General features: G+C 64.7%; 21 protein-coding genes and 2 pseudogenes. 10 read left to right on the top strand and 13 right to left on the bottom strand.

Annotation, left to right across the window (positions count from 1 at the left end):
• Positions 1 to 179: 179 nt before the first annotated feature.
• From gshA to tauD, 5 genes are all read left to right on the top strand, one after another.
• Positions 180 to 1,763 (top strand): glutamate--cysteine ligase, encoded by a 1,584-nt coding sequence (gene gshA, locus ACK6AU_RS07555; protein ID WP_185697277.1) that lies wholly within the window; start codon positions 180 to 182, stop codon positions 1,761 to 1,763.
• 216 nt (positions 1,764 to 1,979) lie between these two features.
• On the top strand, positions 1,980 to 2,957 hold the full coding sequence (tauA, locus tag ACK6AU_RS07550) for a taurine ABC transporter substrate-binding protein (protein ID WP_409298557.1): 978 nt from the start codon (positions 1,980 to 1,982) through the stop codon (positions 2,955 to 2,957).
• Positions 2,958 to 2,987: 30 nt separating this feature from the next.
• Positions 2,988 to 3,779 carry a taurine ABC transporter ATP-binding subunit gene (tauB, locus tag ACK6AU_RS07545; RefSeq protein ID WP_185697275.1) on the top strand — a complete coding sequence of 264 codons (792 nt, stop codon included), beginning with the start codon at positions 2,988 to 2,990 and terminating at the stop codon, positions 3,777 to 3,779.
• Positions 3,776 to 4,612, top strand: coding sequence for a taurine ABC transporter permease TauC (tauC, locus tag ACK6AU_RS07540; RefSeq protein ID WP_409298555.1), 837 nt, complete (start codon positions 3,776 to 3,778; stop codon positions 4,610 to 4,612). The genes tauB and tauC overlap by 4 nt, the downstream gene beginning before the upstream one ends.
• A gap of 93 nt (positions 4,613 to 4,705) precedes the next feature.
• The gene (tauD, locus tag ACK6AU_RS07535) at positions 4,706 to 5,545 is read left to right on the top strand and encodes a taurine dioxygenase (RefSeq protein WP_185697273.1); all 840 of its coding nucleotides are present in this window, start codon (positions 4,706 to 4,708) and stop codon (positions 5,543 to 5,545) included.
• A 57-nt stretch (positions 5,546 to 5,602) separates the two neighbouring features.
• Here the strand turns inward: tauD and lpdA are convergent, their stop codons facing one another.
• From lpdA to ACK6AU_RS07495, 8 genes are read right to left on the bottom strand one after another with little or no spacing between them, the layout of a single operon-like run.
• Positions 5,603 to 7,057 (bottom strand): dihydrolipoyl dehydrogenase, encoded by a 1,455-nt coding sequence (gene lpdA / locus ACK6AU_RS07530; protein WP_409298552.1) that lies wholly within the window; start codon positions 7,055 to 7,057, stop codon positions 5,603 to 5,605.
• Complete coding sequence (locus ACK6AU_RS07525; protein ID WP_185697271.1) at positions 7,054 to 7,980, bottom strand: alpha/beta hydrolase; 927 nt, start codon at positions 7,978 to 7,980, stop codon at positions 7,054 to 7,056. Before ACK6AU_RS07525 ends, lpdA begins: the two co-directional genes overlap by 4 nt.
• Before the next feature lie 37 nt (positions 7,981 to 8,017).
• The gene (locus ACK6AU_RS07520) at positions 8,018 to 8,215 is read right to left on the bottom strand and encodes a rubredoxin (RefSeq protein ID WP_022644198.1); all 198 of its coding nucleotides are present in this window, start codon (positions 8,213 to 8,215) and stop codon (positions 8,018 to 8,020) included.
• Positions 8,216 to 8,222: 7 nt separating this feature from the next.
• The gene (locus ACK6AU_RS07515) at positions 8,223 to 10,187 is read right to left on the bottom strand and encodes an alpha/beta fold hydrolase (RefSeq protein WP_409298550.1); all 1,965 of its coding nucleotides are present in this window, start codon (positions 10,185 to 10,187) and stop codon (positions 8,223 to 8,225) included.
• Positions 10,188 to 10,205: 18 nt separating this feature from the next.
• The gene (locus ACK6AU_RS07510) at positions 10,206 to 10,526 is read right to left on the bottom strand and encodes an acyl carrier protein (RefSeq protein WP_022644195.1); all 321 of its coding nucleotides are present in this window, start codon (positions 10,524 to 10,526) and stop codon (positions 10,206 to 10,208) included.
• A 53-nt stretch (positions 10,527 to 10,579) separates the two neighbouring features.
• On the bottom strand, positions 10,580 to 11,536 hold the full coding sequence (locus ACK6AU_RS07505) for an acyl-CoA desaturase (protein WP_409298547.1): 957 nt from the start codon (positions 11,534 to 11,536) through the stop codon (positions 10,580 to 10,582).
• 31 nt (positions 11,537 to 11,567) lie between these two features.
• The gene (locus ACK6AU_RS07500) at positions 11,568 to 12,476 is read right to left on the bottom strand and encodes an acyl-CoA desaturase (RefSeq protein WP_409298545.1); all 909 of its coding nucleotides are present in this window, start codon (positions 12,474 to 12,476) and stop codon (positions 11,568 to 11,570) included.
• Positions 12,473 to 14,332, bottom strand: coding sequence for a fatty acyl-AMP ligase (locus ACK6AU_RS07495; protein WP_409298543.1), 1,860 nt, complete (start codon positions 14,330 to 14,332; stop codon positions 12,473 to 12,475). The genes ACK6AU_RS07500 and ACK6AU_RS07495 overlap by 4 nt, the downstream gene beginning before the upstream one ends.
• 292 nt (positions 14,333 to 14,624) lie before the next feature.
• Here ACK6AU_RS07495 and ACK6AU_RS07490 point away from each other — a divergent pair, with 292 nt between their 5' ends.
• Positions 14,625 to 15,671, top strand: coding sequence for a GlxA family transcriptional regulator (locus ACK6AU_RS07490; RefSeq protein WP_409298541.1), 1,047 nt, complete (start codon positions 14,625 to 14,627; stop codon positions 15,669 to 15,671).
• Positions 15,672 to 15,677: 6 nt separating this feature from the next.
• On the opposite strand, the gene ACK6AU_RS07485 is transcribed toward ACK6AU_RS07490, so the two are convergent.
• On the bottom strand, positions 15,678 to 17,270 hold the full coding sequence (locus ACK6AU_RS07485) for a DHA2 family efflux MFS transporter permease subunit (RefSeq protein ID WP_185697266.1): 1,593 nt from the start codon (positions 17,268 to 17,270) through the stop codon (positions 15,678 to 15,680).
• Between the two features lie 76 nt (positions 17,271 to 17,346).
• Here ACK6AU_RS07485 and ACK6AU_RS07480 point away from each other — a divergent pair, with 76 nt between their 5' ends.
• Positions 17,347 to 18,534 (top strand): HlyD family secretion protein, encoded by a 1,188-nt coding sequence (locus ACK6AU_RS07480; RefSeq protein ID WP_409298538.1) that lies wholly within the window; start codon positions 17,347 to 17,349, stop codon positions 18,532 to 18,534.
• Between the two features lie 77 nt (positions 18,535 to 18,611).
• Here the strand turns inward: ACK6AU_RS07480 and mgrA are convergent, their stop codons facing one another.
• Entirely contained in the window at positions 18,612 to 19,649 is a 1,038-nt protein-coding gene (gene mgrA / locus ACK6AU_RS07475; RefSeq protein ID WP_409298536.1) for an L-glyceraldehyde 3-phosphate reductase, read from the bottom strand.
• A gap of 1,052 nt (positions 19,650 to 20,701) precedes the next feature.
• Positions 20,702 to 20,829, bottom strand: a pseudogene (locus tag ACK6AU_RS07470) (LysR family transcriptional regulator); the annotation flags it as partial.
• A gap of 17 nt (positions 20,830 to 20,846) precedes the next feature.
• On the opposite strand from ACK6AU_RS07470, the pseudogene ACK6AU_RS07465 reads away from it, so the two are divergent.
• Together ACK6AU_RS07465 and ACK6AU_RS07460 are read left to right on the top strand one after the other, a co-directional pair.
• Positions 20,847 to 21,037 (top strand): annotated as a pseudogene (locus ACK6AU_RS07465) (SDR family oxidoreductase); the annotation flags it as partial.
• A 69-nt stretch (positions 21,038 to 21,106) separates the two neighbouring features.
• Entirely contained in the window at positions 21,107 to 21,364 is a 258-nt protein-coding gene (locus tag ACK6AU_RS07460; protein WP_409298534.1) for a hypothetical protein, read from the top strand.
• Positions 21,365 to 21,412: 48 nt separating this feature from the next.
• On the opposite strand, the gene betT is transcribed toward ACK6AU_RS07460, so the two are convergent.
• Positions 21,413 to 23,374, bottom strand: a complete 1,962-nt coding sequence (gene betT / locus ACK6AU_RS07455; RefSeq protein ID WP_409298615.1) for a choline transporter BetT — start codon at positions 23,372 to 23,374, stop codon at positions 21,413 to 21,415.
• Positions 23,375 to 23,792: 418 nt separating this feature from the next.
• Positions 23,793 to 24,719: a serine O-acetyltransferase EpsC gene (epsC, locus tag ACK6AU_RS07450; RefSeq protein WP_185697262.1), complete on the bottom strand. Its 927-nt coding sequence runs from the start codon at positions 24,717 to 24,719 to the stop codon at positions 23,793 to 23,795.
• A gap of 190 nt (positions 24,720 to 24,909) precedes the next feature.
• Between epsC and ACK6AU_RS07445 the strand changes: the two genes are divergently transcribed.
• Positions 24,910 to 25,863, top strand: a 954-nt coding sequence (locus ACK6AU_RS07445) for a D-cysteine desulfhydrase (RefSeq protein ID WP_409298532.1), incomplete at its 3' end; no start/stop codon positions are given.

Genomic DNA, 25,863 nt, shown 5'->3' with positions numbered 1-25,863 from the left:
AAAGCGGCGTCGGGGTTTTCCTGCCCACGCTAGAGCCAGATTCAGGGACGGAGCACTGGCGTTTTCAGGTGAGTCGGCTTGACTCAGGAACCAGGCGAAAACGCCAGTTTTAACTCCACCCTTGTAGACCGTCCTGCCCACCCCCATATTGGGGCGACTGACGCGTGAAGGAATCCAACTTGAGCGAACTTCTCAACCGCCGCCTGGCCCTGCTCGGCGAGCGCGCTAACCTTTCCCTGCTCGAGCAGTGCCTGCACGGCATCGAACGTGAATGCCTGCGGGTCACCGGCGAAGGCCGCCTGGCCCAGACCCCGCATCCGGAAGAACTGGGTTCCGCGCTGACCAACGAACAGATCACCACCGACTATTCCGAGTCGCTGCTGGAGTTCATCACCCCGGCCCTCAAGGACCCGGCGGACACCCTGGCCAGCCTCGACAAGATCCATCGCTTCGCCTACAGCAAGCTCGGCAACGAGTACCTGTGGAGTCCATCGATGCCGTGCCCGTTGCCGGCCGAGGAAGACATCCCGATCGCCTACTACGGCACCTCCAATATCGGCCAGCTCAAGTACGTCTACCGCAAGGGCCTGGCCCTGCGCTACGGCAAGACCATGCAGTGCATCGCCGGTATCCACTACAACTTCTCCCTGCCGGAACAACTCTGGCCGCTGCTCAGGGAAGCCGAGGGCTTCGTCGGCACCGACCGTGACTACCAGTCCGCCGCCTATATCGCCCTGATCCGCAATTTCCGCCGCTACAGCTGGTTGCTGATGTACCTGTTCGGCGCCTCGCCGGCCCTGGATGCGGGTTTCCTGCGGGACCGCTCGCACCAGCTGGAGCAGTTCGACGCCCAGACCCTGTACCTGCCCTATGCCACCAGCCTGCGCATGAGCGACCTGGGCTACCAGAGCAAGGCCCAGGCCGGCCTGACCCCTTGCTACAACGACCTGAACAGCTACACCGACAGCCTGCGCAAGGCGGTGGCCACGCCCTATGCGCCCTACGTGGAAGTCGGCACCCACAAGGATGGTGAGTGGGTCCAGCTGAACACCAACATCCTGCAGATCGAGAACGAGTACTACTCCAACATCCGTCCCAAGCGCGTGACCTATACCGGCGAGCGGCCGATCCAGGCCCTGATGGCCCGGGGCGTGCAGTACGTGGAAGTGCGCTGCCTGGACATCAACCCGTTCCTGCCCCTGGGCATCGACGTGCAGGAAGCCCGCTTCCTCGACGCCTTCCTGCTGTACTGCGCCCTCAACGACAGCCCGCTGCTGGAAAGCACCGAATGCGGCAACGCCACCTCGAACTTCCTCAGCGTGGTCAAGGAAGGCCGGCGCCCTGGCCTGCAGCTGCAACGCCGCGGGCAAGCGGTGGACATGAAGGAATGGGCCGCCGAGCTGCTGGAGAACATCGCCCCGCTGGCCGCCCTGCTGGACCAGAGCCACGGCAGCGATGAACACAGCAAGGCGCTGGACGCCCAGCTGGCCAAGGTCAAGGACTCGTCCCTGACGCCATCGGCCCAGGTCCTGGCGGCCATGACCGAGCACAAGGAGAGCTTCAGCCAGTTCTCCCTGCGCCAGAGCCTGGCCCACGCCGAGCATTTCCGTAGCCAGGCCCTGGCCAAGGAAGATCAGGCAGCGTTCGAAGACGCGGCGCGCAAGTCCCTGGAACAGCAGGCCGAACTGGAACAGAACGAAGTGGGCGATTTCGACGTCTTCGTCGGCGCCTACCAGGCCAGCATCCTGGCCATCAGCAACTGATAGATACACCGCGCTGCATGCATCGCGAGCAAGCTTCGCTCCTACACGGCACCGTCCTGTAGGAGCGAGCGGGCGACGATCCGACTTGCCCGTGCTTCCCCTCTTCAACTCGTTCTCTCTTTCTAAGCTAATTCTAAAACGTTATTTATTTTATAATTCTTAGATCATTTAGGCTCCTCCCACGCCGATCAACGGCCGCCTATGAGGAGCTTTATCGTGAAACTGCATTTCCCCCTTCGCCTCCTGGCGGCCGCCTCCCTGGCCGCAGCGAGTTTCCTTGCCCAGGCGGCCGATCTCACCGTCGCCTACCAGACCACCGTCGACCCGGCCAAGGTCGCCCAGGCCGACGGTCGCTACGAAAAAGCCACCAAGGCCGGCATCGACTGGCGCAAGTTCGACAACGGCGCCGACATCATTGCCGCCATCGCCTCCGGTGACGTACAGATCGGCTACCTGGGCTCCAGCCCCCTGACCGCAGCCGTCACCCGCAAGGTGCCGGTGGAAACCTTCCTGATCGCCACCCAGATCGGCGCCGCCGAGGCCCTGGTGGCTCGCGACGGCTCCGGGATCAACACCCCCCAGGACCTGGTGGGCAAGAAGATTGCCGTGCCCTTCGTCTCCACCGGCCACTACAGCCTGCTGGCGGCGCTCAAGCACTGGGACATCGACCCGGCCAAGGTCCAGGTACTCAACCTGGCGCCGCCGGCGATCATCGCCGCCTGGAAGCGCGGCGACATCGACGCCACCTACGTCTGGGACCCGGCCCTGGGCGTGGCCAAGGAAAACGGCAAGGTGCTGATCACCTCGGGCGAGCTGGCCAAACTCGGCGCGCCGACTTTCGACGCCTGGATCGTGCGCAAGGATTTCGCCCAGAAGCACCCGGAAATCGTCAGCGCTTTCGCCAAGGTGACCCTGGATGCCTACGCCGACTACCGCAAGGACCCGCAGGCCTGGCTGGCCAACCAGGGCAACATCGACAAGCTGGTGAAGCTCTCCGGAGCCAAGGCCAGCGACATCCCCCTGCTGCTGCAAGGCAACGTCTACCCGCTGGCCGCCGACCAGGTCGCAAGCCTCGGCGCGCCGACCACCAAGGCCATCACCGACACCGCGGTATTCCTCAAGGAACAAGGCAAGGTCGAAGCCGTGCTGCCGGACTACGCCCCCTACGTCAGCGCCCGGTTCATCAGCAACTGAGGCTGCGCGTTCGCAAAGGAGACAGCCGTCATGGCTTTGCTACAACTGGAGCGCATCAGCGCACAGTACCCCGGCGCCGCCGAAGCGGTGCTGGCCGATATCTCCCTGACCCTGGGGCCACAGCAACTGCTGGTCGCCCTGGGGCCCTCCGGCAGCGGCAAGACTTCGCTGCTCAACCTGATCGCCGGTTTCGTCGAGCCCAGCGCCGGGCGCATCAGCCTCGATGGCGTGCCGGTGCAAGGGCCCGGCGCCGAGCGTGGCGTGGTGTTCCAGGACGATGCCCTGCTGCCCTGGCAGGACGTGCTGGCCAACGTCGCCTTCGGCCTCGAACTGGCTGGCGTGGCCCGCGACAAGCGCGAAGCCCGGGCCCGGGAAATGCTCGCCCTGGTGGACCTGGCCGGTTTCGACAAGCGGCGCATCTGGCAGCTCTCCGGGGGCCAGAAGCAACGTGTCGGCCTGGCTCGCGCCCTGGCCGCCGATCCACGGCTGCTGCTGATGGACGAGCCTTTCGGCGCCCTGGACGCCTTCACGCGCGAGCAGATGCAGGAACTGTTGCTGCAAGTCTGGCGACGCACCGCCAAGCCAGTGTTCCTGATCACCCACGACATCGAGGAAGCGGTGTTCCTGGCCACCGACCTGATTCTCCTGGCGCCCAACCCAGGCCAGATCGTCGAGCGCCTGCACCTGGACTTCGGCCAGCGGTATGCCGCCGGCGAGTCGGCCCGGGCGATCAAATCCGATCCACGCTTCATCGAAACCCGCGAGCACGTGCTGGCGCGGGTGTTCTCCCAACGCACCAGCCCGCAGCAGGAGCGCCCATGAGCAGCTACGAGATTCCCGCCACCGCCAGCCACGAGGCCCACTCCAGGCCACTGGCGGCGCGGCGCAGCCTGAGCACCCGCTGGATCAGCGTGCTGACCCTGGTCGGCCTGCTGGCGCTGTGGTGGGCGGTCACCGCCAGCGGCCTGGTGGAACCGCTGTTCCTGCCCTCGCCTGGGGCCGTGGTGCAAAAGGGCTGGTTGCTGGCCACCAGCGGCTACATGGACGCCACCTTGTGGCAGCACCTGGCCGCGAGCCTGCAACGTATCGGCCTGGGCCTTAGCCTCGCGGTGCTGACGGCGATCCCGGTGGGCATCGCCATCGGCGCCAGCCGCGTCGCCCGGGGCGTGCTGGACCCGCTGATCGAGTTCTACCGGCCGATCCCGCCTTTGGCCTACCTGCCCTTGATCGTGATCTGGTGCGGCATCGGCGAGCTGTCCAAGGTGCTGCTGATCTACCTGGCGATCTTCGCCCCGATCGCCATCGCCACCGCCACCGGCGTGCGCACCGTCGACCCGGCCAAGCTGCGGGCGGCGCAGTCCCTGGGGGCGACCCGGGTCCAGCTGATCCGCCATGTGGTCCTGCCCAGCGCCTTGCCGGACATCCTCACCGGAATCCGCATCGGCCTCGGCGTGGGCTGGTCGACCCTGGTGGCCGCCGAACTGATCGCCGCCACCAGCGGCCTTGGGTTCATGGTGCAGTCCGCCGCACGGTTCCTGGTCACCGATGTGGTGGTGCTGGGGATCCTGGTGATCGCGGTGATCGCCTTCGCCATGGAGATGGGCTTGCGGGCCCTGCAGCGCAAGCTGGTGCCCTGGCACGGTCAGAGCCACTGAGCAGCCTTGGACGAAGCCAGCAACATTCAGATCGATACAGATAAAACCGAATCCGACCACGCCGACCGTTCGGCGCCGCATACGAGAACCCGCATGAGCCTGACCATCACCCCCTTGAGTTCCGCCCTCGGCGCGCAGATCGACGGCATCGATATCAGCCAGCCGCTGGACGACAAACAGCGCGACGCCATCGAGCAGGCCCTGCTCGAGCATCAGGTGCTGTTCTTTCGCAACCAGCCGATCACCCCGCAGCAGCAGGCGCGTTTCGCCGCCCACTTCGGTGACCTGCATATCCACCCGATCTACCCCAACGTACCGGAACAGCCGGAAGTGCTGATCCTCGACACCGCCGAGACCGATGTGCGCGACAACGCCATCTGGCACACCGACGTCACCTTCCTGCCGACCCCGGCACTGGGCGCGGTGCTCAGCGCCAAGCTGCTGCCCAAGTTCGGCGGCGACACCCTGTGGGCCAGCGGCATCGCTGCCTACGAGGCGCTGTCGGAACCGATGAAGAACCTGCTGCAAGGCCTGACCGCCACCCACGAGTTCATCAAGTCCTTCCCCCTGGAGCGCTTCGGCAATACCCCCGAGGACCTGGCGCGCTGGGAAGAAACCCGGCGCAAGAACCCACCGCTGTCGCACCCGGTGATCCGCACCCACCCGGTGAGCGGGCGCAAGTCGCTGTTCGTCAACGATGGCTTCACCACCCGGATCAACGAACTGTCGGACAGTGAGAGCGAAGCCATTCTCAAGCTGCTGTTCGCCCACGCCACGCGCCCGGAATTCACCATTCGCTGGCGCTGGCAGGAAAACGACGTGGCGTTCTGGGACAACCGCGTGACCCAGCACTACGCCGTGGACGACTACCGTCCACAGCGCCGGGTGATGCAGCGCGCGACCATTCTCGGGGATGCGCCGTTCTTCCGCTGAAACGCGGCGGCGCTGACAGGTCCCGGCCCCGCTGACCACGGGGCCGGGCCCGGCTCGCTAGTTGACGCTGGCGGCCGGTTTCTTCTTGCGGTTGCCGATGTGGATGGCGTGGCCATTCACCGACAGCGCCGCCTCATGCAGGGCCTCGGACAGGGTCGGATGGGAGAACACCATCATTCCCAGGTCTTCAGCGCTGGTGCCGAACTCCATGCCGATGGCGCCTTCCTGGACCAGCTCCGCTGCGCCTGGCCCGATCACATGCACGCCCAGCACTCGGTCGGTGCCAGCGTCGGCGATCACCTTGACCAGCCCCGCGGTGTCGTTGGCCGCCATGGCCCGGCTGCTGGCGGAGAAGGGGAAGGCGCCGATGTTCAGCTCGACGCCCGCGGCCTTGAGCGCCTGTTCGGTCTGGCCGACCCAGGCGATTTCCGGGTGGGTATAGATCACTGAGGGAATCAGCTCGTAGTTGAGCGGATGCGAATGCCCGGCAAGGCTTTCGGCGACCATCACGCCCTCTTCCGAGGCCTTGTGCGCCAGCATCGGCCCGCGCACCACGTCACCGATGGCATACACCCCGGGAACGCTGGTCTGGCACTGGCCGTCGACATGGATGAAACCACGTTCGTCCAGTTGCACGCCGCTGTCGGCGGCCAGCAGGTCGGTAGTCAAGGGACGCCGGCCAACGGCGACGATCAACCGGTCGAAGGTCTGCTGCTTGTCCTCGCCAGCCTCGGTCAGGCTGACCTTGACGCTATCGCCTTGCACCTCGGAAGCGGTCACCCGGGCGCCGAGGCGGATATCCAGGCCCTGCTTGCCGAGGATCTTCTGCGCCTCCTTGGCGATCTGCGCATCCACTGCCGGCAGGAAGCTGTCGAGGGCCTCGAGCACCGTCACCTCGGCGCCCAGGCGGGCCCAGACCGAACCCAGCTCCAGGCCGATGACCCCGGCGCCGATGACCCCGAGGCGCTTGGGCACGCTGGTGAATTCCAGGGCGCCGGTGGAGTCGACGATCACCTCCCCGGTCAGGGGCGCTGCCGGGATGTCGATCGGCCGCGAACCGGGGGCCAGGATGACGTGCTCGGCGCTGATGCGCTGGGTGCTGCCGTCGGCGGCAGTGACCTCCACTTCCTTGTTGGCCAGCAGCTTGCCGTGGCCTTCCAGCACCGCCACGCCATTGGCCTTGAACAGCGAGGCGATGCCGCCGTTGAAGTTGCGTACCACGTTGTCCTTGCGGGCCAGCATCGTCGCCACGTCCATCTGCGGGTTGCCGATGCCGATGCCGTGCACCTCGAAGCCGTGGCGCGCCTCGTAGTAGTGATGGGAGCTGTCGAGCAGCGCCTTGGAGGGAATGCAGCCTACGTTCAGGCAGGTACCGCCCAGGGCGGTCTTGCCGTCCTTGCCCTTGTAGCGCTCGATACAGACCGTCTTCAGTCCCAGTTGCGCCGCGCGGATCGCGGCTACATAACCACCGGGGCCCGCGCCGATAACGATCACATCGTAACTTTCACTCATAGGTTGCCGTCCTTTGCACAGACAAAATCGACCACGGCTCCCATGGTCGCCCTGTCCTTGAGAATTTTCAGATGACCAAGCCCGCGGGTCTGCAGGACCTGCCGGTGCCGCAACCCCTGGGCGAAGGATTGCAGGTCGTCCGCCGGAACCTCCTGGTCCTGCTGGTCATGGACCAGCAGCACCGGGATGTCTACCTGTTGGCCGTAACGGCTGACCGCCAGGCTGCCCATGTCTTTCTGATAGCGTTGCTCGACCAGGCGTTGCATGCGCTGCCTGACGTCGTCGTTGATCCACAGGAACGCCGCGAAACGCCGGACGACGTTTTCAATGTCGGCCGGCGCCGCCACCAGCACCGCGCGCTGGAAACCCTTGCCGATGTCGGTGCTCAAAGCGTAGCCCGCTGCGGCGCCCCCCAGGGAATGACCGATCACGGTATCGAAGGGGCCCAACTGCTGCTGGACCTGGTCGAGCATGCTGACGAAGGTCGGCAGCGACGCCTGCCGGCCACCGCTGCCGCCATGGCCGATGCAGTCGAAGGACAAGACTTCGCAGCCCTGCTCCAGCAATAGCGGGATCAAGTACTGCCACTGGGTACTGGCACCACTCCAGCCATGTACCAGTACCACCCGGCGCCGGACCTGCGAAGGCGTCCAGCGAAAGCAGCGCAAGCGCCCGTCCCCGGTTTCCAGGTCCTGCACCGTGGCACTGGGCAGCGTCCGCGGGAAATGCTGGCGCAGTCGCTGTGGCGTGGTGAAGATCTTCAGCGCCCGCTGCGCAGCCCGCTGCGGAAGAAGCCGCGACTCAATCCAGAAACTGCAGCGCAGCGCGCCCAGGACCGTGTTGTAGATGCCCTTGAACAGCACCTTCCTGAAACTGCTGCGCCGGGCCCTGGCCACCACCGGCGGGTGTTCTTGAGTCGCCATCTTCCTTCCTCATCGACTACAGATTTCAAGCGTCGGGTTACAGCTTCACCATGTTGAAGTCCAATTTGCCCACGCCACATTCAGGACAGGTCCAGTCATCGGCGATGTCGTCCCAGGCGGTGCCCGGAGGCACCCCCGAATCCGGATCTCCCAGCCGTTGATCGTAGATCCAGCCGCAAATCAGGCACATCCACAGGCCGGACTCGGCCACAGCGTTTTCAGCATAGGTCGTCATATCGTTCTCATGCGCTGGCCTGGGCCACTTCGGCCACCTTGATGTTCTCGGCGAGGAACCGCGCCACCTGCTCCAGTACCGCGGCATCGGAGAGGATCCGCACATGGCCGAGGCCGGATACCGGCTCCAGCTTGGCCCACGGCATCAGCGTGGTGATCTGCTGCGCCTCGCAGAACGGTACGGTCGGGTCCTCCTGGTCGTGCAGCACCAGCATCGGCAGTTGCAGGGCGTTGCCCAGCGCCGGGATGTCCCAGTGCTGGACCGGCACGCCATTGCGCTTCCACAGTTCGCGGTGCATGGCCTGGACGATCTGCGGCTTGAGCTGCAGGTAGCCGTTGGCCCAGCGGTCGATCACCACCGGCAGGTTGGCCGGCGAGCCCAGGAGGCACATGGCCTTGATCCGATGGGTCTCGGCCAGCTCGGCCAGGGCGCCGGTGGCGGCGATACCGCCCAGGGAATGGGCGACGATGCCCACCACGTCACCCAGGGCGACGATGGCGGCTTTCACTGCGTCCTTGAACTCGGTCATGGTGCTCAGCGAGCCCGGCGAGATGCCGTGGGCCGGTGCATCGAAGGTCGCGACCTTGAAGCCCTGGCGCTGCAGTACCCGGGTGAAGGAGTACATGCTGCGGCTGTCGGCGCCCCAGCCATGGACCAGCAGGATGGTCTCCTCGCCCGTGCCCCACTGGTAGCCATGGGGAACGCCGGGGATGCCCTTGATGTGGAAGCGCTGGGCCCCCAGGGGGCTCATTTCCTTGTCCGGCTGCTTGATGTATTCGCGGGTGTAGCCGAACAGGTCGGTGGCCCTGGCGCCGGCGCGATCGGGGGACAGCGAGCCCAGCACGCTCATGTAGCTGCGCAGGGCCTGCTGCTTCATGGTCATCGGGCCACTGTAGCCGGTGCGGGTGTCGGCTGCTCCCGGCGACTGGTCGAAGGACTCGTAGAAGCCATTGACCGGATCGTACAGGTGGCAATGGCGCGCCACATGCCAGACGTCCTGCACGGTCAGGGGTTTCTCCCGGACCATCCCGGGGAAGGCGGACTTCAGTGCAGCCTGGGCCTCGGGCAGGTTGTAGTGGGGAATGATCGGGGCCACGTGGTGAGCGGTGTGCACCGAGATGTAATGGGTCAGGAACAGCAGCCACTTCGGATACATGTAGTCGGTGGTCAGCAGCAGGCGGCTGCTGTTGAAGCTCCAGTGCTCCTTGGTCAGGAACGGAGTCTCGTCACTGATGTGATGCATCATGGTGGTCAGGCTGAACCAGGCGTGGATCGCCAGCCAAGGGGCGACGAAATACAGGAACAGCCCGGTGAAACCGGTGAAGTACACCAGGGTCGGCAGGTAGATCACCGCGGCCACGACCATGAACAGGATCGAACGACGCACTTCGTTGCGCGCCTCGAGCTTGGGGAACATCTCCGGCCGGAACCCCGAGTGCCGCTGGTAGTTCACCGTCCCCAGCCAGAACAGCCAGGTGCGGGTGCTGCTGTAGACCAGCTTGTCCCACCAGGGCATGGCGTCGTATTGCACGCGCAGCACCGGGCGCCAGTCGACGTCCATCTCCAGGTTGTTGGTGTTGGCGTGGTGCATGTTGTGCATGTGTCGCCAGCCGTGGAACGGGTACAGCAGGGGCAGCAAGGCGATGTGCCCCAGGATGTGGTTGAAGCTGCGGCTGCGGGAAAACGAGTTGTGCCCGCAATCGTGGGCCACGCAGAACAGACCCCAGCCCCCCAGGCCGGCAATCAGCCACAGCGGCAGGTAGAAAGCCCAGTGCACATGGGCGACCGCCACCACCGCGCCGATATAGAGCGCATAGCTGACGACGAAGCTGAGCATCCCGCGCCAGACGCGGGGCGTATATAGGTGCTTGGGAATGGCGTCGGTCAGACGCAGGCCCTCGATCTCCTGTGAACGTCGGAGCAGCTCGTTGAATTTGTCCGTTTTTTGCGTGGGCATCTGTACAAAGGCCATGGCCTAGCTCCTGCGAAGTCAAACTTCGGATGTGGTCAGTTCACTGGCCAGGTATTTGGACAGGTCATCGATGCTGGAGTATTCGAACAGCAACGCCGGCGACAGGCGTTGTTCCATGAACTTCTCCAGGTCGCCCGCCACCTTCACCGCCACCAATGAATCCAGGCCATAGGCCTCGAAGGTGCGCGCGGTATCGACCTGCGATGGTTCGATCTTCAGCAGGGTCGCCATGCGTTGCACCAGCCAGTGCTTGATGTTTTCCTCGTTGAGTTCCACCGGAGCCTGTTTCTTCTCCGAAAAACTCAAGGTGCTCAGCAAATTGGAAATGAAGTTGGACATAGGTTTCTTCCTTGATGAGTGGGGGGTGTTGTACGACCTGGGAATCCCGCTGTTCAGGATGAGGCCTGACGCTTACGGACCTTGTCGATCATTGCCTGGGAGGGTGAACGCAGGTCTGAGACCAGTCTCAGCTTGCCCATTAACGCCAGTGTCCAGCCCGACAGGTCGGGCTCCCACCAATGCACGCCATGCCGGTACCAGGCAGGAAATGCGTGGTGATTGTTTTGCAGCCCCTCGCCGAAGGTGAGGAACGCGATGAGCCAGTTGTTGGTGCTCTGGTCGTGGGTCACGAACGGCCGGCTGCCATAGCGATGGCAGATCGAGCCCACGCACCAGGCCGCCTGGTTGGCGATGAACAGCCGCGCCAGGCCACCGAAGATCAGGCCGCTCCAGGCGCCCTCCCAGCTCTGGGTGACCAGGCCGCCGATCGCACCGGGCAGCAGCACGCCCAGGACCACCCAGAGCAGGTAGGTCTGGTTGTAGAAGAACAGCCGCCGGTCACGCAGGATGTCGGGGGCGAAGTAGTTCCAGCTGGAGATGTCCGGGGTCAGCATCCATGGCATGTGCGCATGCCACAGGCCCTTGGCCCGGCCCCAGCGGTCCTCGCCCAGCAGGTTGGGCGAATGCGGATCGCCCTGCTGGTCGCTGTAGGTGTGGTGGCGCCGATGGGTGGTGACCCAGAACAGGATCGGCCCCTGGGCCGCCATCGAACCGGCGATCAGCATCAAGCCGCTCATCAGCCGCGAGGTCTTGAACGCCCGGTGCGCCAGGTAACGGTGGTAACCCATGGAAACCCCGAACATCTGCACCGCGTAGAACACCCCGAAGAGGATGAAGTCCAGGGCATGGACCTGGCCGGTGACCCACAGGCGGATGGCCTCGAAGGTCCCGAACAGCGGCACCAGCATCACGGCCAGGGCGATACGCACCTTGGTTTTCGCCGCCTGGGGACTCAGTTGGGCAACCCCGCCGATCTCGGGAGTAGCCGTGGTTGAACGTATTTCGTCCATGAATAGCTTCCTGTGAGGTGAGTACCGACTATCAGCTTTCCGAGGGTTCCGCCGCCGTGCTCGGGCCAGGACGCTTGACGTCCCAGACCAGCCCGCACAGCGCCAGCGTCTCGATGAACAGCCCACCGATATCCAGCTGCCAGGGCTTGAGGCCGGCATGGGCCAGCGCCGGGAAGGCATGATGGTTGTTGTGCCAGCCCCCCCCGACGGTGGGGATCGCCAGCCAGAACACGTTGCGGCTGGTATCCCGAGTCTTGTGATCGCGACCGCCGACCTTGTGGGCGAAGGAGTTGATGCACCAAGTGGCGTGGTCCACCAGGAAGATCCGTACGAAGCCACCCCACAGCAGGCCGCTCAGGGCGCCTTCCCAGCTACGGGCGATCAGCCCGCAGGCCAGGGTCGGTAGCAACAGGCCAAGGATGATCCACAGGTAGTAGCGCTGGTTGACCTGCATGACCAGGCGATCGCGCAGCAGGTCGGGGACGAACTGGCTCCAGTTCTGCTTGCGCAGGCTGAACAGCCAGCCCAGGTGGGCATGCCACCACCCCTGGAGACTGCCGGCCAGGCCTTCCTTGAGAGCCCGCGGTGAGTGCGGGTCGCCTTCCTTGTCGGTGAATGCATGGTGCTGGCGATGGGTCGCGGCCCAGAACAGGATCGGCCCCTGGGCCGCCATCGACCCGGCGATCCCGAAGAACGCGGTGACCACCGGGCCGGCCTTGAACGCGTGGTGGGAGAAGAAGCGGTGCATCCCCACCTCCACCCCCAGGGCAGTCAGCAGGTACATGCTGGCCAGGGCGCCGACTTCCAGCCAGCCGATGCCCTGGTGCCAGGCCAGGACCAGGGCGGCCACGGTGCCGACCGCCGGCACGCCGACAGTCAACCAGGCCAGCTGGCGCTCGCGCTGGCCGGTACGATCGATAGGAGGATTCATCGCGGTCATGACAGGGCATCCGTAGCAGTTTTGAGAGGTTGTGCCGCCCCGCGCCCGGCGCCGTATCGCGCCAGGCTGCCGTCGAGCAGGGCCTTGCGGGTGGCCTGGCGCTGGACCTTGCCGCTGGTGGTCAGCGGAATGCCGCCCATGGGCGCCAGGTGAATGCACGCCGGAGCCACGCCGAACTGGCTGACCAGGGCGCTGGTGAGCACCTGGCGCAGTTGTTCCTGCTGGGCTTCGTCGAGCTTCTCGCTGCGCTTGATCTCGGCCACGATCGCCAACTGCTCTTGCTGGCCGTTGTCCAGGCCCACCGCCACGCAGCCATTGCTGCGAATGCGCGGGTCGGCGCTCTCCACCGCCAGCTCCAGGTCCTGTGGATAAAGATTGCGCCCGGCGATGATGATCAGATCCTTGAGGCGCCCGGTGACGAACAGCTCGCCCAGGTGCAGCGCACCCAGGTCGCCGGTGCGCATGAAATGCCCCTCGACGCCTGGCAGGCGAGCGCGGAACACCTGCTCGCTCAGCACTTCCTTGCCCCAGTAGCCGGCCCCGACGTTGCCGCCCTGGACCCAGATCTCGCCGACCTGGCCGTCCGCCACGGGCAGCAGGCTGACCGGGTCGACGATCGCCAGATGCAGGCCCGGCGCCACCCGGCCACTGCTGACCAGTGGCAAGGCCAGGGCATGGTCGGCCTCGACCACCGCCAGGGTGCCGGTGGCCAGCTGGTCCCGGTCGACCTGGACGCCGAACGCCGGTTCGTCATGGGGCTTGCCCGAGACCAGTACCGTCGATTCGGCCAAGCCATAGCAAGGCCCCAGCGCCGCCGGATCGAAGCCGGCGGCGGCGAAACGCTCGGCGAAACGCGCCAGGGTGCCTTGCCGGACCGGTTCGGCCCCGCAGTAGATGGCCTTGAGCTTGCTCAGGTCGAGCGCGGCCAGCTCGGCATCGCTGATGCTGTCCACGCACAAATCGAAGGCGAAGTTCGGCGCGATGGTCACGCTGGCGCCGAAGCGCGACACCGCATCCAGCCAGCGCAACGGCCGCTGGACGAAATGCCCGGGGCTGATGAGCACGGTCGGGAAAGCGTCGTAGATCGGCTGCAGGATCCCGCCCATCAAGCCCATGTCGTGGTAGGGCGGGAGCCAGCTGCAACCCACCCGCTGTTGCGCCGGCCCCATCCACTCACTGGCGCTGCGGCAGTTACTGTAGAGATTGGCGTGGGTCAGCATCACGCCCTTGGGCGCCGAGGTCGAACCCGAGGTGTACTGCAGCAGCGCCAACTGGCCGGGAGGGAGGTCCCCGGCGCTCCAGGCCGAATCCGTGGCAGCCAGTTGCTCCGGGTCGACCCATTGCGGCGCCGGCAGCTCGCCGCTGAGCAGGGCGTTGACGCGCTCCTGGGAACGCATGAAACGCGCGCTGGTAAGCACGATCTGCGGGTGCGCGTCGGCACAGATCAGCGCCAACCGCTCCAGCCCCCGGGTACCCACGGGCGGGAACGCCGGGATCGCCACGGCGCCGGCCAGGAACAGGCCGAACAGGGAAACGATGTAGTCGATGCCGGTCTCGAACAGCATCAGCACCCGCTTGCCCCGGGGCTCGAAGATCTGCAGCGCGCCCGCCAGTTGTTGGCTACGCTTCCAGAGTTCCGCGTAGCTGATGGCGACCTGCTCCTGCTCGCCGTCGAGCAGGTGGATGAAGGCTATCGCCTCGGGTTGGCGCCAGGCGCGGTAGGCCAGCACTTGGGTAACCGAACTTAAACATTCGATACCCAGGTTTTCAGCCAGCGATTGATCATTGGCTTCTAGTTGTGCTGAAAAGGTCTGATTGACATCGCTTAGATAGTCACGAGGCACGGCGTAGTTCATTCAAAATCCTTTTTAAATGGAGAGCCTTATATCGACCTGATGGTCACTTATTATTTTCAGCACTAAGGAACCGAACAAACACCCCCTCATCGATAGGGAGCTATTACAGAGGCAGTAGTTAAGATGTCATTTTGCTGACAGAACAACGCAATCACTTGGTGACTGCATATTTTTATGTCCCGCGACAACTAACGTGGGCGGAGAAAGTGAAACCTGGATGCGTTGTGAAGTCTGCCACCGGCTTGTATATTTTGCTAATGCGCAAATGGACAGTTACAGGGAGAAAATGGACATGGATGTGCTCACTGTTATCGCATTGGAAGGAGCTATGGGGTCGAGTGTCGCGATCACGCTGGACGTGTTGCGCACCGCCAACCAGGTCGCCGAAGTCATGGGGCGCCCCACCATGACCTGGCAAATCATCGGCAGCAGCGAGTCGGTAAGAATGAGGAACGGCATGCGCCTGGATGCGCAGCCGCTGGAGCGAGTCCAGGCCATCGAGGGCAGCATGCTGGTCATTCCCGGGCTGGGCCTGGAGAACACCCAGGAGCTGAATCTGTTCGGTTGCCGCACCGAAAAACGCCAGCCAGGCCTGAGCCTGTCCACGGAGCTCCTCGCCCGGCTCGACCATGGCGACATCCGCAAGCTGAGCCAGCTGGTCCGGGAACATCACCTGCGCGGGCAGCAGACAGCGGCCTCCTGCTCGGCGGTTTTCGTCCTCGGCGAAGCGGGCATCCTGCAGGACCGGACCGTCACGACCCACTGGCAACTGTATGACACTTTCAAACAGCGTTATCCCGAGGCGATACTCGATACCAAACGCATGCTTATTCATGACGGAAATATGATTACCGCCGGAGCAGGCATGTCGCAAATGGACTTGATGCTATATATATTGCGCAACAAGATGGGTAATCAAGTTGCTGAATTAACCATGCGCTACTTGTTGATAGATGGGCGCCCAGCACAATATCACTACATGGCCCTATCAAACTTGCAGACAGAGAGCCGCGAAGTCCTGATGCTGGAAAAGTTCATCGAGGATTGCCTGCCGAACATTCCCCCGCTGAGCACTATCGCCGAACATCTGCGAATCACCGAGAAAACCTTGTCCCGCAGGATTCGCAGCGCCACAGGTAAACCGCCCATGGCTTTCATCCAGAAAGTTCGCCTGCAGCATGTTCAGAGTTTATTGGAAACAACCAATATGAGTATTGAAGAAGTTGCCTTCAAAGTGGGTTATGCCGACTCCACGGCACTGCGCCGGCTGATGTGGAAAAACATGGGCTGCACTCCCAGCCAACTGCGCAAGGCCAGGTCCGGCCCGCCCATCATGTAGGCCTGCTCAGCGCTCTTCCTCGGCTGCGGGGGCGGCCGGGGGCACCTTGCACAGCGGCACCAGCAACAGCGCCACCACGAACATCATGGCCATCAGGCGGAACACATCGCCAAAGGCCAGGGTCAGGGCTTCGCGTCCCACCAGCCGGCCGAGGATGCCCTGGGCCATGAGGAACGCATGACTAGGGTCCGGGGTGTCGGCGGCGATCTTCAGCGCCAGCTGGCCCATCAGCTCTTGGGCCGCCACCGCCTTGGCGCCAAGGGACTCCGACAGGTGCAAGACCTGGGTCCGCGCATCGTCCTGCAGCCAGGTGTTGACCGTGGCGATACCGATGGCCCCACCCAGGTTGCGCATCAGGTTGAACAGGCCGGATGCCTGGCGCAGCTCCACTCCCTGGAACGAACTCAGGGCCATGTTGACGCTGGGCACGATGCACAGCATCAAGAACAGGCCGCGCGCCACCTGGGGCACCAGCAATTCGTCGAACCCCCAGTTGGAAGTGATCCGCGAGGTCAACCACAGGCTCAGGGCCAGGCCCAGGAACCCCACCGAGATGATCAGGCGCCGGTCGACCTTCTCCGAGGCCCGGGCGGCAATGATGGTGCTGAACAGTTGCCCGATGCCCACGACGAACACCGTGGTGCCGATCTCCAGGCTGTCGAAGCCGCGCACCCGCCCCAGGAACACCGGCACCAGGTAGGTCGAGGAGTACAGGCCGAAGCCGATCACCAGGTTGAGCAGGCAGGCGATGGAAAAGGTGCGATCGCGAAACGGCCGCAACGACACGATAGGGTTGTTCGAATACAAGGAACGCTCGATGAACAACCCGAAGGACACCAGGGACACCCAGGCCGAGATGACGATACCGGTATCGCTGAACCAGTCCTTGCGCGGTCCCTCTTCCAGCACGTACTCCAGGCAGCCCAAGGCCAGGGCCATGGCCGCGAAATGCAACCAGTCGATGCGCCGCAGCATGGGCAGGTCGGGGCGGTCGACATCGATCAGCAACGCCGCGCCGATGCAGATCACCAGGCCCGGCAGCACGTTGATGAAGAAGATCCAGCGCCAGTCCAGGTAGAAGGTCACCAGCCCGCCCACGGTGGGGCCGAGGGTCGGCGCCAGGACCGCGGTCATGCCGAGGATGGCCGGGACCATCGCCCGCTGCTTGCCTTCGAACAACACGAAGCCGACGGCGAACACCGTCGGCACCATGGCCCCGCCAGTGAAGCCCTGCAGCGCCCGCAGCACGATCATCGACTCGATGTTCCAGGCCATGCCGCAACCGACGCTGAACAAGGTGAAGAGCGCCGCGCTGGTCGCGAACAGCCAGCGGGTGGAAATCGCCTGGGCAAGGAAGGCCGAGAAGGGGATCATGATCAGTTCGGCGATCAGGTAGGCGGTCTGCACCCAGCTCACCTCATCGGGACCGGCGCTCAGGCCGGCCTGCACATCGTTGAGCGAAGCGGCCACGATCTGGATGTCGATCAGGGCCATGAACATGCCGAAGGCCATGATGGTGAAGACCAGGAACTTGCGTCGCAGGGTCGCTTGAGCCGGCTGCTCGCCCGCGCCAGGGAGGTCGGATGCGCTTGTCGTCACGTGGTTGCTTCCCTGTAGTATTGCGGTCGTCATGTGAATATTATGATCGTAATTCAAAACCGCATGGAGCTTCAACATGGAGCAGAGCACCCAGACCCAGAACGCTATCCTGCAAGCCGCCCAGGACACGGAGAAGCCGCGCAAGCGCTCCAGGCGGCCGCTGATCGCCGGCGCCGTCGCCCTGACCCTGGTGGCGGTTGGAGTGGGTTGGGTGCTGATGGCACCGTCCACCGAATCCACGGACGATGCCTATATCGCCGCCGACGCCACCTCGGTCGCGCCACGGGTCCACGGCCTGGTGACCGAGGTGCTGGTCAAGGACCATCAGAGCGTCACCGCCGGCCAGCCCCTGGTGCGCATCAACAGCGAAGAGTTCGACAGCCGGGTGACCCTGGCCGAAGGCGAGCTGGCCGATAGCCTGGCCCAGGTCGCCCTGGCCCAGGCGGCACTGACCATCCAGGACGCCGAGCAGCGCCTGGCCAATACCCGGGTGCTGGCGGCCCGCACCTCGATCCGCACCACCCAGGCCGAATCCAAGCGTGCCGGAGCCGAACGCAATCGCTTCGACACCCTGGTCACCACCGGCGCCGTGGCGCGCAACGAAGTGGAGAAATACAGCACCCAGGCAATCTCCGCCGAGCAGAACCACGCCCATGCCCAGGCCATGCTGCAAGTGGCCGAGAACGACCAGGCCGTGACTTCGGCCCAACGCGAGCGCCTGCAGGCGCAATTGCAGATGGCCAAGGCCAAGGTGGTGACCGCCAAGGCCCGGCTGGAGCTGGCGCAGCAGGACCAGAGCCACGCCACCATCTATGCCCCCATGGACGGCACCGTGGGCAATCGCCAGGTCCAGGTGGGCGACTACGTGCAACCGGGCTCGCGCCTGCTGACCCTGGTCCCGCTGCACGAGCTCTACGTCCTGGCCAACTTCAAGGAAACCCAGACCCAGCACATGCTTGCGGGCCAGCCAACGCGCATCAAGATCGATGCCCTGCCGGGAGTCAGCATGACCGGCACCGTGGAAAGCCTGGCCCCGGGCTCGGGCTCGACCTTCGCCCTGCTGCCCTTCGAGCCGGGCACCGGCAACTTCACCAAGATCGTCCAGCGGGTGCCAGTGCGCATCCGCTTCGATGCCGACCAGCCAGGCCTGGAACGACTGCGTCCGGGCCTGTCGGTGATCGCCAAGGTCGACCTGGACCAACCCCGGCTGCGCAACGCAGGCGGTACCCACTCCGAGCTCAAGGTCAGCGCCAACAGCCAGTGAAGCTCACGCCCACTGCCGGTCGCCATGCTCCAGGCGACCGGCAGGCGCCAGGACCATGGCCCTGGCGGCGGCACACACTACTCGGCGGTGGAAGGTTTTTCCCACAGGTTGATCCGCCCTTCCCGGGCGAAATGATCGATTTCCGCCAGCTCCTCCACGCTGAAGCCCAGGTTCTGCAAGGCCCCGACGTTCTCGATGATCTGCTCGGGCCGGCTGGCGCCGATCAGCGCCGAGGTCACCCGCGGATCCCGCAGGGTCCAGGCCAGGGCCAATTGGGCCAGGCTCTGCCCACGGTTCCTGGCGATATCGTTGAGGGCCCGCACATGGGCGATGTTGGTCTCGGACAAGTGAGAGGCCTGCAATGATCCGCCGCCTGGGCGGTTGACCCGCGCATCCTCCGGAATACCGTCCAGGTACTTGTCGGTGAGCAACCCCTGGGCCAGCGGGGTGAAGGCGATCACGCCCACGCCGAGCTCCTCGGTGGTCTCCAGCAGGTCCCTTTCCACCCAGCGATTGAGCATGTTGTAGGCCGGTTGGTGGATCAGCAGCGGCACCTTCCACTCCTTGAGCAAGGCGACCATCTCCCGGGTCTTGGCTCCAGAGTAGGAAGAAATACCGATGTACAGCGCCTTGCCCTGTTGCACCGCGCTGGCCAGGGCGCTGGCGGTTTCCTCCAGGGGCGTGTCCGGGTCGAAGCGGTGGGAATAGAAGATATCCACATAGTCCAGGCCCATGCGCCGCAGGCTCTGGTCCAGGCTGGCCAGCACGTACTTGCGCGAGCCACCGCCCTGGCCATAGGGCCCGGGCCACATGTCCCAACCGGCCTTGCTGGAAATGATCAACTCGTCGCGATAGGACTGGAAATCCTCGCGCAGCAGACGGCCGAAGTTGATCTCGGCACTGCCATAGGGCGGGCCGTAGTTGTTGGCCAGGTCGAAATGGTTGATGCCCAGGTCGAAGGCCGTGCGCAGCAAGGCGCGCTGGGTATCGATCGGCGTGCTGTCGCCGAAGTTGTGCCACAACCCCAGGGACAGGGCCGGCAGCACCAGGCCACTGCGGCCGACACGGCGATAGGGCATGGCGTCGTAGCGATGTTCAGCAGCTGAATAAGTCATCGAATCCTCATCTGGACTGGGGCCACCTTTCGATGGCCGGTTCCGGCATGGCGGCCGGCGCAACGGCCAGCCTCCTCCTTTTGTTGTGAACCACCCGGGCCCTGGCAGTTCCGCAAACCAGCTGCGACCTTGGCCGCAAGCTCTCATACTATTTTCGTACCGAATTTCGTACTGAAAATCCGCTAGAAAACCACCTGTCGAACAAAAATCGATCAGCAAAGTACCGGTGTCAGGGCGCATCAGGTCCATGCGTCGCAAACACCGACATACCCAGTATTTATTGGACTAAATCCTCAAAAACCTGAATGAGCGAACGGAAAGACCCATCCGAACCGGCCGATCTCGTACTACGCAAGCCAATTTGCAAACCCTCGGAATCGCTTGACCGATGAATCTCGCCCGGCGCATGAAAAAATAAATTACGTACCATGTAGCACAATACGAAATCGTGATCAGGGGCTAATGGCAATTTGCCTTTTTCACCCCTGGCCAGTGCTCAAAAGTGGCCCACCAGGTCCAGGGGGGCAAAAACCGCATGCAAGGGCAGTCAAGGGGAAGTACGGGGTAGCGGTAGCTGGTCCTTAGTCGCGGGTGGCGAAAAATGCGTCGAAAGCCACGCGCCTGGCAGCTCGCATCCATTGTTTATAGACGGCAAAAACCACTCCTGCCCGGTCCGTGGCAGCCACCGTCGACAGGAAAAAAACAGCCAGTGGCCAGGCTATGGAAGGGTCGCTCCAGGCGCCTCTTAAGCGCGGGGGTATGGGTCAGCCGGCTTCGGCGAGGGCTTGGGCCAGCCAGTCGACGAACACCCGCACCCGTGGCGACAAGCTGGCGGTCGTGGAGGATCGGCCAGATCTTGCACATTCCCCGAGCCAGGGAATCGGCCACGGGGTAGCGCGCGCATTGCATGATGCCCAGCCCGGCCAGGGCCGCGGGCCGCAGACTGGGGCGCCGGACACCGAGCCCGCGCCATCGAGGGCCATTTCGCGCCAGCCACCATGAACGCCAAGGGCAACGGCCCGCCGACACTACGGAGGCATGGCTCACCGCCCGGTGCCGGGGCAGGCTTCGAACCGGCCGAGGGCATGGGTCAGGGCAGGTTCAAGTCCTCGGCGGCCAGGGTGAAGCTGCTGCGCTCATAGATCTGCACGCACACTGTCATCGCTTTGACTTGATCCACAGGCAGCTCCGGAAGTGCCCGGGCCAGTGGGCACCGAGTTGTTCCTGCAGGACAAGAGCGAGGAGCCGTACACCCCTTCGCCAAGCTGCCGCCCCTGAAGCGCCTGGGCCAGCCACAGGACATCGCCGCCATCGTCGCCTTCCTGGCCAGCCCCGCGGTCGGCTGGGTCAATGACCAGGCGCTGCGCGCCAACGGCGGGCGGGTTTGAGACCTATGCTGGATAACAGGGCCGCCGGACTCTTTCCGGCCAGTCGGCTGGCGCCAGGAGATGCCCCTCATGCACACCACCATCGTCATTGCCTTCGGCCTGCTCCTGCTGGCCCTGGTGCTGTATATCGGTGAACGGCTGGGCTTTAGCCAACAGACCCTGGGCTGTGTCTTTTGCGGGTTGTGGCTGGCGCTGAGCGTGCTCAACGGTGCGGTGGGAGTGGTCAGCGCCCAGCAGCCCCTGGTCTCGGAACTGCTGGTCGGCTGCCTGGTGTTCGCCCTGCCGGTGGCGGCCCTGGGGCTGTACCTGGCCATGAACGGCGCCTGAGCCGCAGGCCGGGAGCGACCAAGCAACTCCCGGCCGGCAGGCCCTGATTCAGCGCACCAGGTGCAGGAACTGCATGTGGCGTTCGTACTGGTCGAGGATGTCGTTGATGATCTGCTCCTTGCTGTAGCCCATCAGGTCGTAGTCCTGGCTCCCCTCGGACAGGTGCACCTCGGCACGGTAGTAACGGCGGTTGCGCAGCTCTTTCGGGCCCATGCCGCCCCGGGCGAAGGACGGCGTGAAGTAGCCGCGCATTTGCACCTGGTAGACGAACGGATGCTGGTCGCCGTGGCCGATCTCCAGGCTGACGCTGTCATTGGCCGGGTCGGGCTGGGTGATGACGTTCAGCCCCTTCTCGACGAATACCGCCGTCACTTCCTCGATGGCCGGGCGCACGGTCTGGTCGAGGAAGCGATACACCTCGTCCCGCGACGGGAAATGCACCGCCTGGCTCAAGCGCTGGCGCCAACCGCCGCGACCGCGACGTGACGGCGCCACCGGCGCCAGGGAGTGCAGCTGGGCGATACGCTTTTGCGACTCCATGTAGAACGCCTTGTGCAGGCCCCACATCATCAACAGCAGGATCAGCGAGAACGGCAGCGAAGTCAGGACCACCGCCGACTTCAGCGAATCGACGCTACCGGCGAACAGCAGCCCGCTGGTGACCAGGGCGGTCATCGCGCCCCAGAACACCCGCAGCCATTTCGGGCCGTCTTCGTCCGCGCTGCCGCCCCGCGCCGACAGGGTGGAGAGCACCACGGTGCCGGAGTCCGCCGAGGTGACGAAGAACACGAAGCTGATGAACACCGTGACCGCGATCACGGTCTTGCTCCAGGGGTAGGTTTCCAGCAGCAGGTAGAGGGTCATGGACGGGTTGTCGATGGCCGACATGCCCAGGGCGCTCATGCCGTGGTTGAGCACCTGGTCGATGGCGCTGTTGCCGAAGATCGACATCCACGCCAGGGTGAAGCCCAGGGGAATCAGCAGCACGCCGAAGACGAACTCACGAATGGTCCGGCCCCGGGAAATCCGCGCGATGAACAGCCCCACGAAGGGCGACCAGGCAATCCACCAGGCCCAGTAGAACACCGTCCAGCCACCCAGCCAGTCGCTGGGCTTGTCATAGGCATAGACATCGAAGCTCTTGGCCGGCAGCGCGCCCAGGTAGTCACCCAGGTTCTGGATCAGGGTATTGAGCAGATGCTGGGTCGGGCCGGCGAACAGCACGAACAGCAGCAGCGCCACCGCCAGCAGCATGTTGATGTCGGACATCACCCGCACGCCCTTGTCGACCCCGGATACCGCCACGGTGATCGCCGCGCCCATCATCAGGGTGATCAGCAAGACCTGGATCCACTGGGTGTGGGCGATGCCGAACAGGTAGTCGAGGCCGGAGTTCAGGTGCAGTACGCCAAACCCCATGTCGGCGCCCAGGCCGAACACCGTGGCGATGATGCCGAAGCCATCCACCGCGTAGCCGATGGGGCCATTGATGCGCTTGCCGATCAGCGGGTACAGCGCCGAACGCAGGGCCAGCGGCAGGTTATGCCGGTAGGCGAAATACGCCAGGGCCATGCCGACGAAGGCGAACACGCCCCAGCCATGCAGGCCCCAGTGCAGGAACAGTAACTGCATGCCCTGGCGCGCCGCCTCCACCGTACCCGCCTCGCCCTTGGGCGGCTGGAGCATGTGGGTCAGGGGTTCGGAAACGCAGAAGAAGAACAGGGTGATGCTGATCCCGGCGGCGAACAGCATGCCGGCCCAGGACAGGTAGCTGAACTCGGGCTCGTCGTGGTCGGCACCGAGCTTGATCTTGCCGTAGCCGGACAAGGCGGTGACCACCACGAAGACCAGGTACAGGGTCATGGCCAGCATGTAGTACCAGCCGACCGTATTGGCCGCCCAGTTCTGCGCGGCCAGCAGCCAGGCACCGGCCTGTTCCGGCAGGCCGATCACCACCACGCCGAAGATCAGGATGAAGCTGGCGGCGAAGTAGAACACCGGGGGATTCATGCGAACCAGGCTGTTCGCGGGGGTGGATGATGCACTCATGAATGGTGCACCTCGAGGGGGTGAAACATGGCTGAAAGGTACGGACTCAGCAAAGGCAAGCCTCCTGTTGTGAGCGGGCAGCGAACCACCGGTTTAACTTGAACGAGCGTTCAAGTTAAACATGGATAAGGGGTTCAGGACCAATTGCAGGGCTCAGCGGTACTGTCAGTACGCTAGCTCAAGGAAGGGTATGACGTATGCCGGGCGCAATCGTTCAGCGCTGCGGCCGCATCGGAGGCGAGAAAGCCCGGCCGGCCCCGGAAGGCGCTACCGGGCATGCGCAGCCGCTTCGTGTCGCCACCGGCTGCGCACGGGCAAGCGCCCGCAAATTGGCGGTGGCAGGGCCAGCGGGCCGCGCAGGCCCGCCAGCGGCCACAGGTTACTTCTGCGAACCGTCGTCGTGCTGCAGGTTGGCCTGGGTCAGGTTGCAGCCCGCCGGCACGCTGCGGGTCAGCCAGACGTTGCCGCCGATGGTCGAGCCCTTGCCGATGGTGATGCGCCCGAGGATGGTCGCACCGGCATAGATCACCACATCGTCCTCGACGATCGGGTGGCGCGGATGGCCCTTCTGCAACTGGCCGTCCTCGTCCGCCGGGAAGCGCTTGGCCCCCAGGGTCACCGCCTGGTAGATGCGCACCCGCTCGCCGATGATCGCGGTCTCGCCGATCACCACGCCGGTACCGTGGTCGATGAAGAAGCTCTTGCCGATCTGCGCCCCAGGGTGGATGTCGATGCCAGTGGCCGAGTGGGCGATTTCCGAGCTGATCCGCGCCAGCAATGGCAGCCCGGCCCCATACAGATGGTGCGCCAGCCGGTGATGGATCACCGCCAGGATGCCCGGGTAGCACAGCAGCACTTCGTCGACGCTGCGGGCCGCCGGATCACCGTGGTAAGCGGCCAGCACGTCGGTATCGAGCAATACGCGCAGGCCGGGCAGGGCCAGGGCGAAATCCTGGATCAGGCGAATCGCCCGGGCATTGACGTCGGCATCGCTTTCACCGTTCTGCCGGGCCACGTAGCGCAGCTCCAGGCGCGCCTGGGCCAGCAAGGCGTTGAGCGCCGCGTCCAGGGTATGGCCGACGTAGAAATCCTCGCTCTCCTCGCGCAGGTCCACCGGCCCCAGGCGCATGGGGAACAGGGCGCCGCACAGGGCCTCGAGGATCTCCGCCATGGCCGCCCGCGACGGCAGCTCGCGGCCCCCCTGCTCGCCGCTGACCCGACCGTTGCGGCTACGCCACTGATCACGGGCATCGCGCAGTTGACCGACGATGGTCTGCAATTGCCAATGGCTGGAACGCTCGCTCACGATAAGACTCCTAGACTCGGGCGGCCGGACTGTCAGGCCGCGCAAACGGCGATCACTTTACGCCCGGACACGACCACCCTTAAGAACTAATTGTGCGCACATAAGCATTTTTTGGCATAAGCGATCGGCGGTTGCCCGGCCAAATATCGCTGCCTATAGTCGATGCACCTTCCCTGTTCCGTGCGGACTCATGATCAAACAACAGCTCGCCCGTTTCGACCGCCTCGACCTGCTCGGCCACGCCACCGCCCTGGAAAAGCTCCAACGCCTGTCGGCCTGGACCGGCCGCGACATCTACATCAAGCGCGACGACACCACGCCCCTGGCCATGGGCGGCAACAAGCTGCGCAAGCTCGAATACCTGGCGGCCGATGCCCTGGCCCAGGGTGCCGACACCCTGGTCACCGCCGGGGCCATCCAGTCCAACCACGTACGCCAGACCGCGGCCCTGGCCGCCCAACTGGGCCTGGGTTGCGTCGCCCTGCTGGAGAACCCCATCGGCACCGACGATGCCAACTACCTGGGCAACGGCAACCGCCTGCTGCTGGAACTGTTCGATGCCAAGGTCGAGCGGGTGGACAACCTCGACCAGGCCGACGAGCAGCTCCAGGCCCTGGCAGAGCGCCTGCGCAGCAACGGCAAGAAGCCCTACCTGGTGCCCATCGGCGGCTCCAACGCCCTCGGTGCCCTGGGCTACGTGCGCGCCGGCCTGGAGCTGGCGCAACAGATCGAGGACAGCGGCCTGCGCTTTGCCGCCGTGGTCCTGGCCTCTGGCAGCGCCGGCACCCACAGCGGCCTGGCCCTGGGCCTGAGCGAAGCCTTGCCGCAACTGCCGGTGATCGGCGTCACCGTCTCGCGCACCGAGGAAGACCAGCGGCCCAAGGTCCAGGGTTTGGCCGAGCGCACCGCCGAACTGCTGGGCGTGTCGTTGCCGCCGAGCTTCAACGTGCAACTGTGGGACGAATATTTCGCCCCGCGCTACGGCGAGCCCAATGCCGGCACCCTGGCCGCGATCAAGCTCCTGGCCAGCCAGGAGGGCTTGCTGCTGGACCCGGTCTATACCGGCAAGGCCATGGCCGGCCTGCTGGACGGCATCGGCCGCCAGCGATTCGACGAGGGTCCGATCCTGTTCCTGCACACCGGC

The sequence above is a fragment of the Pseudomonas sp. KCJK8993 genome (genome assembly GCF_046230915.1).
GTDB classification, from domain to species: Bacteria; Pseudomonadota; Gammaproteobacteria; order Pseudomonadales; family Pseudomonadaceae; genus Aquipseudomonas; species Aquipseudomonas piscis.
This window is presented reverse-complemented; position numbering and strand designations above follow the sequence as displayed.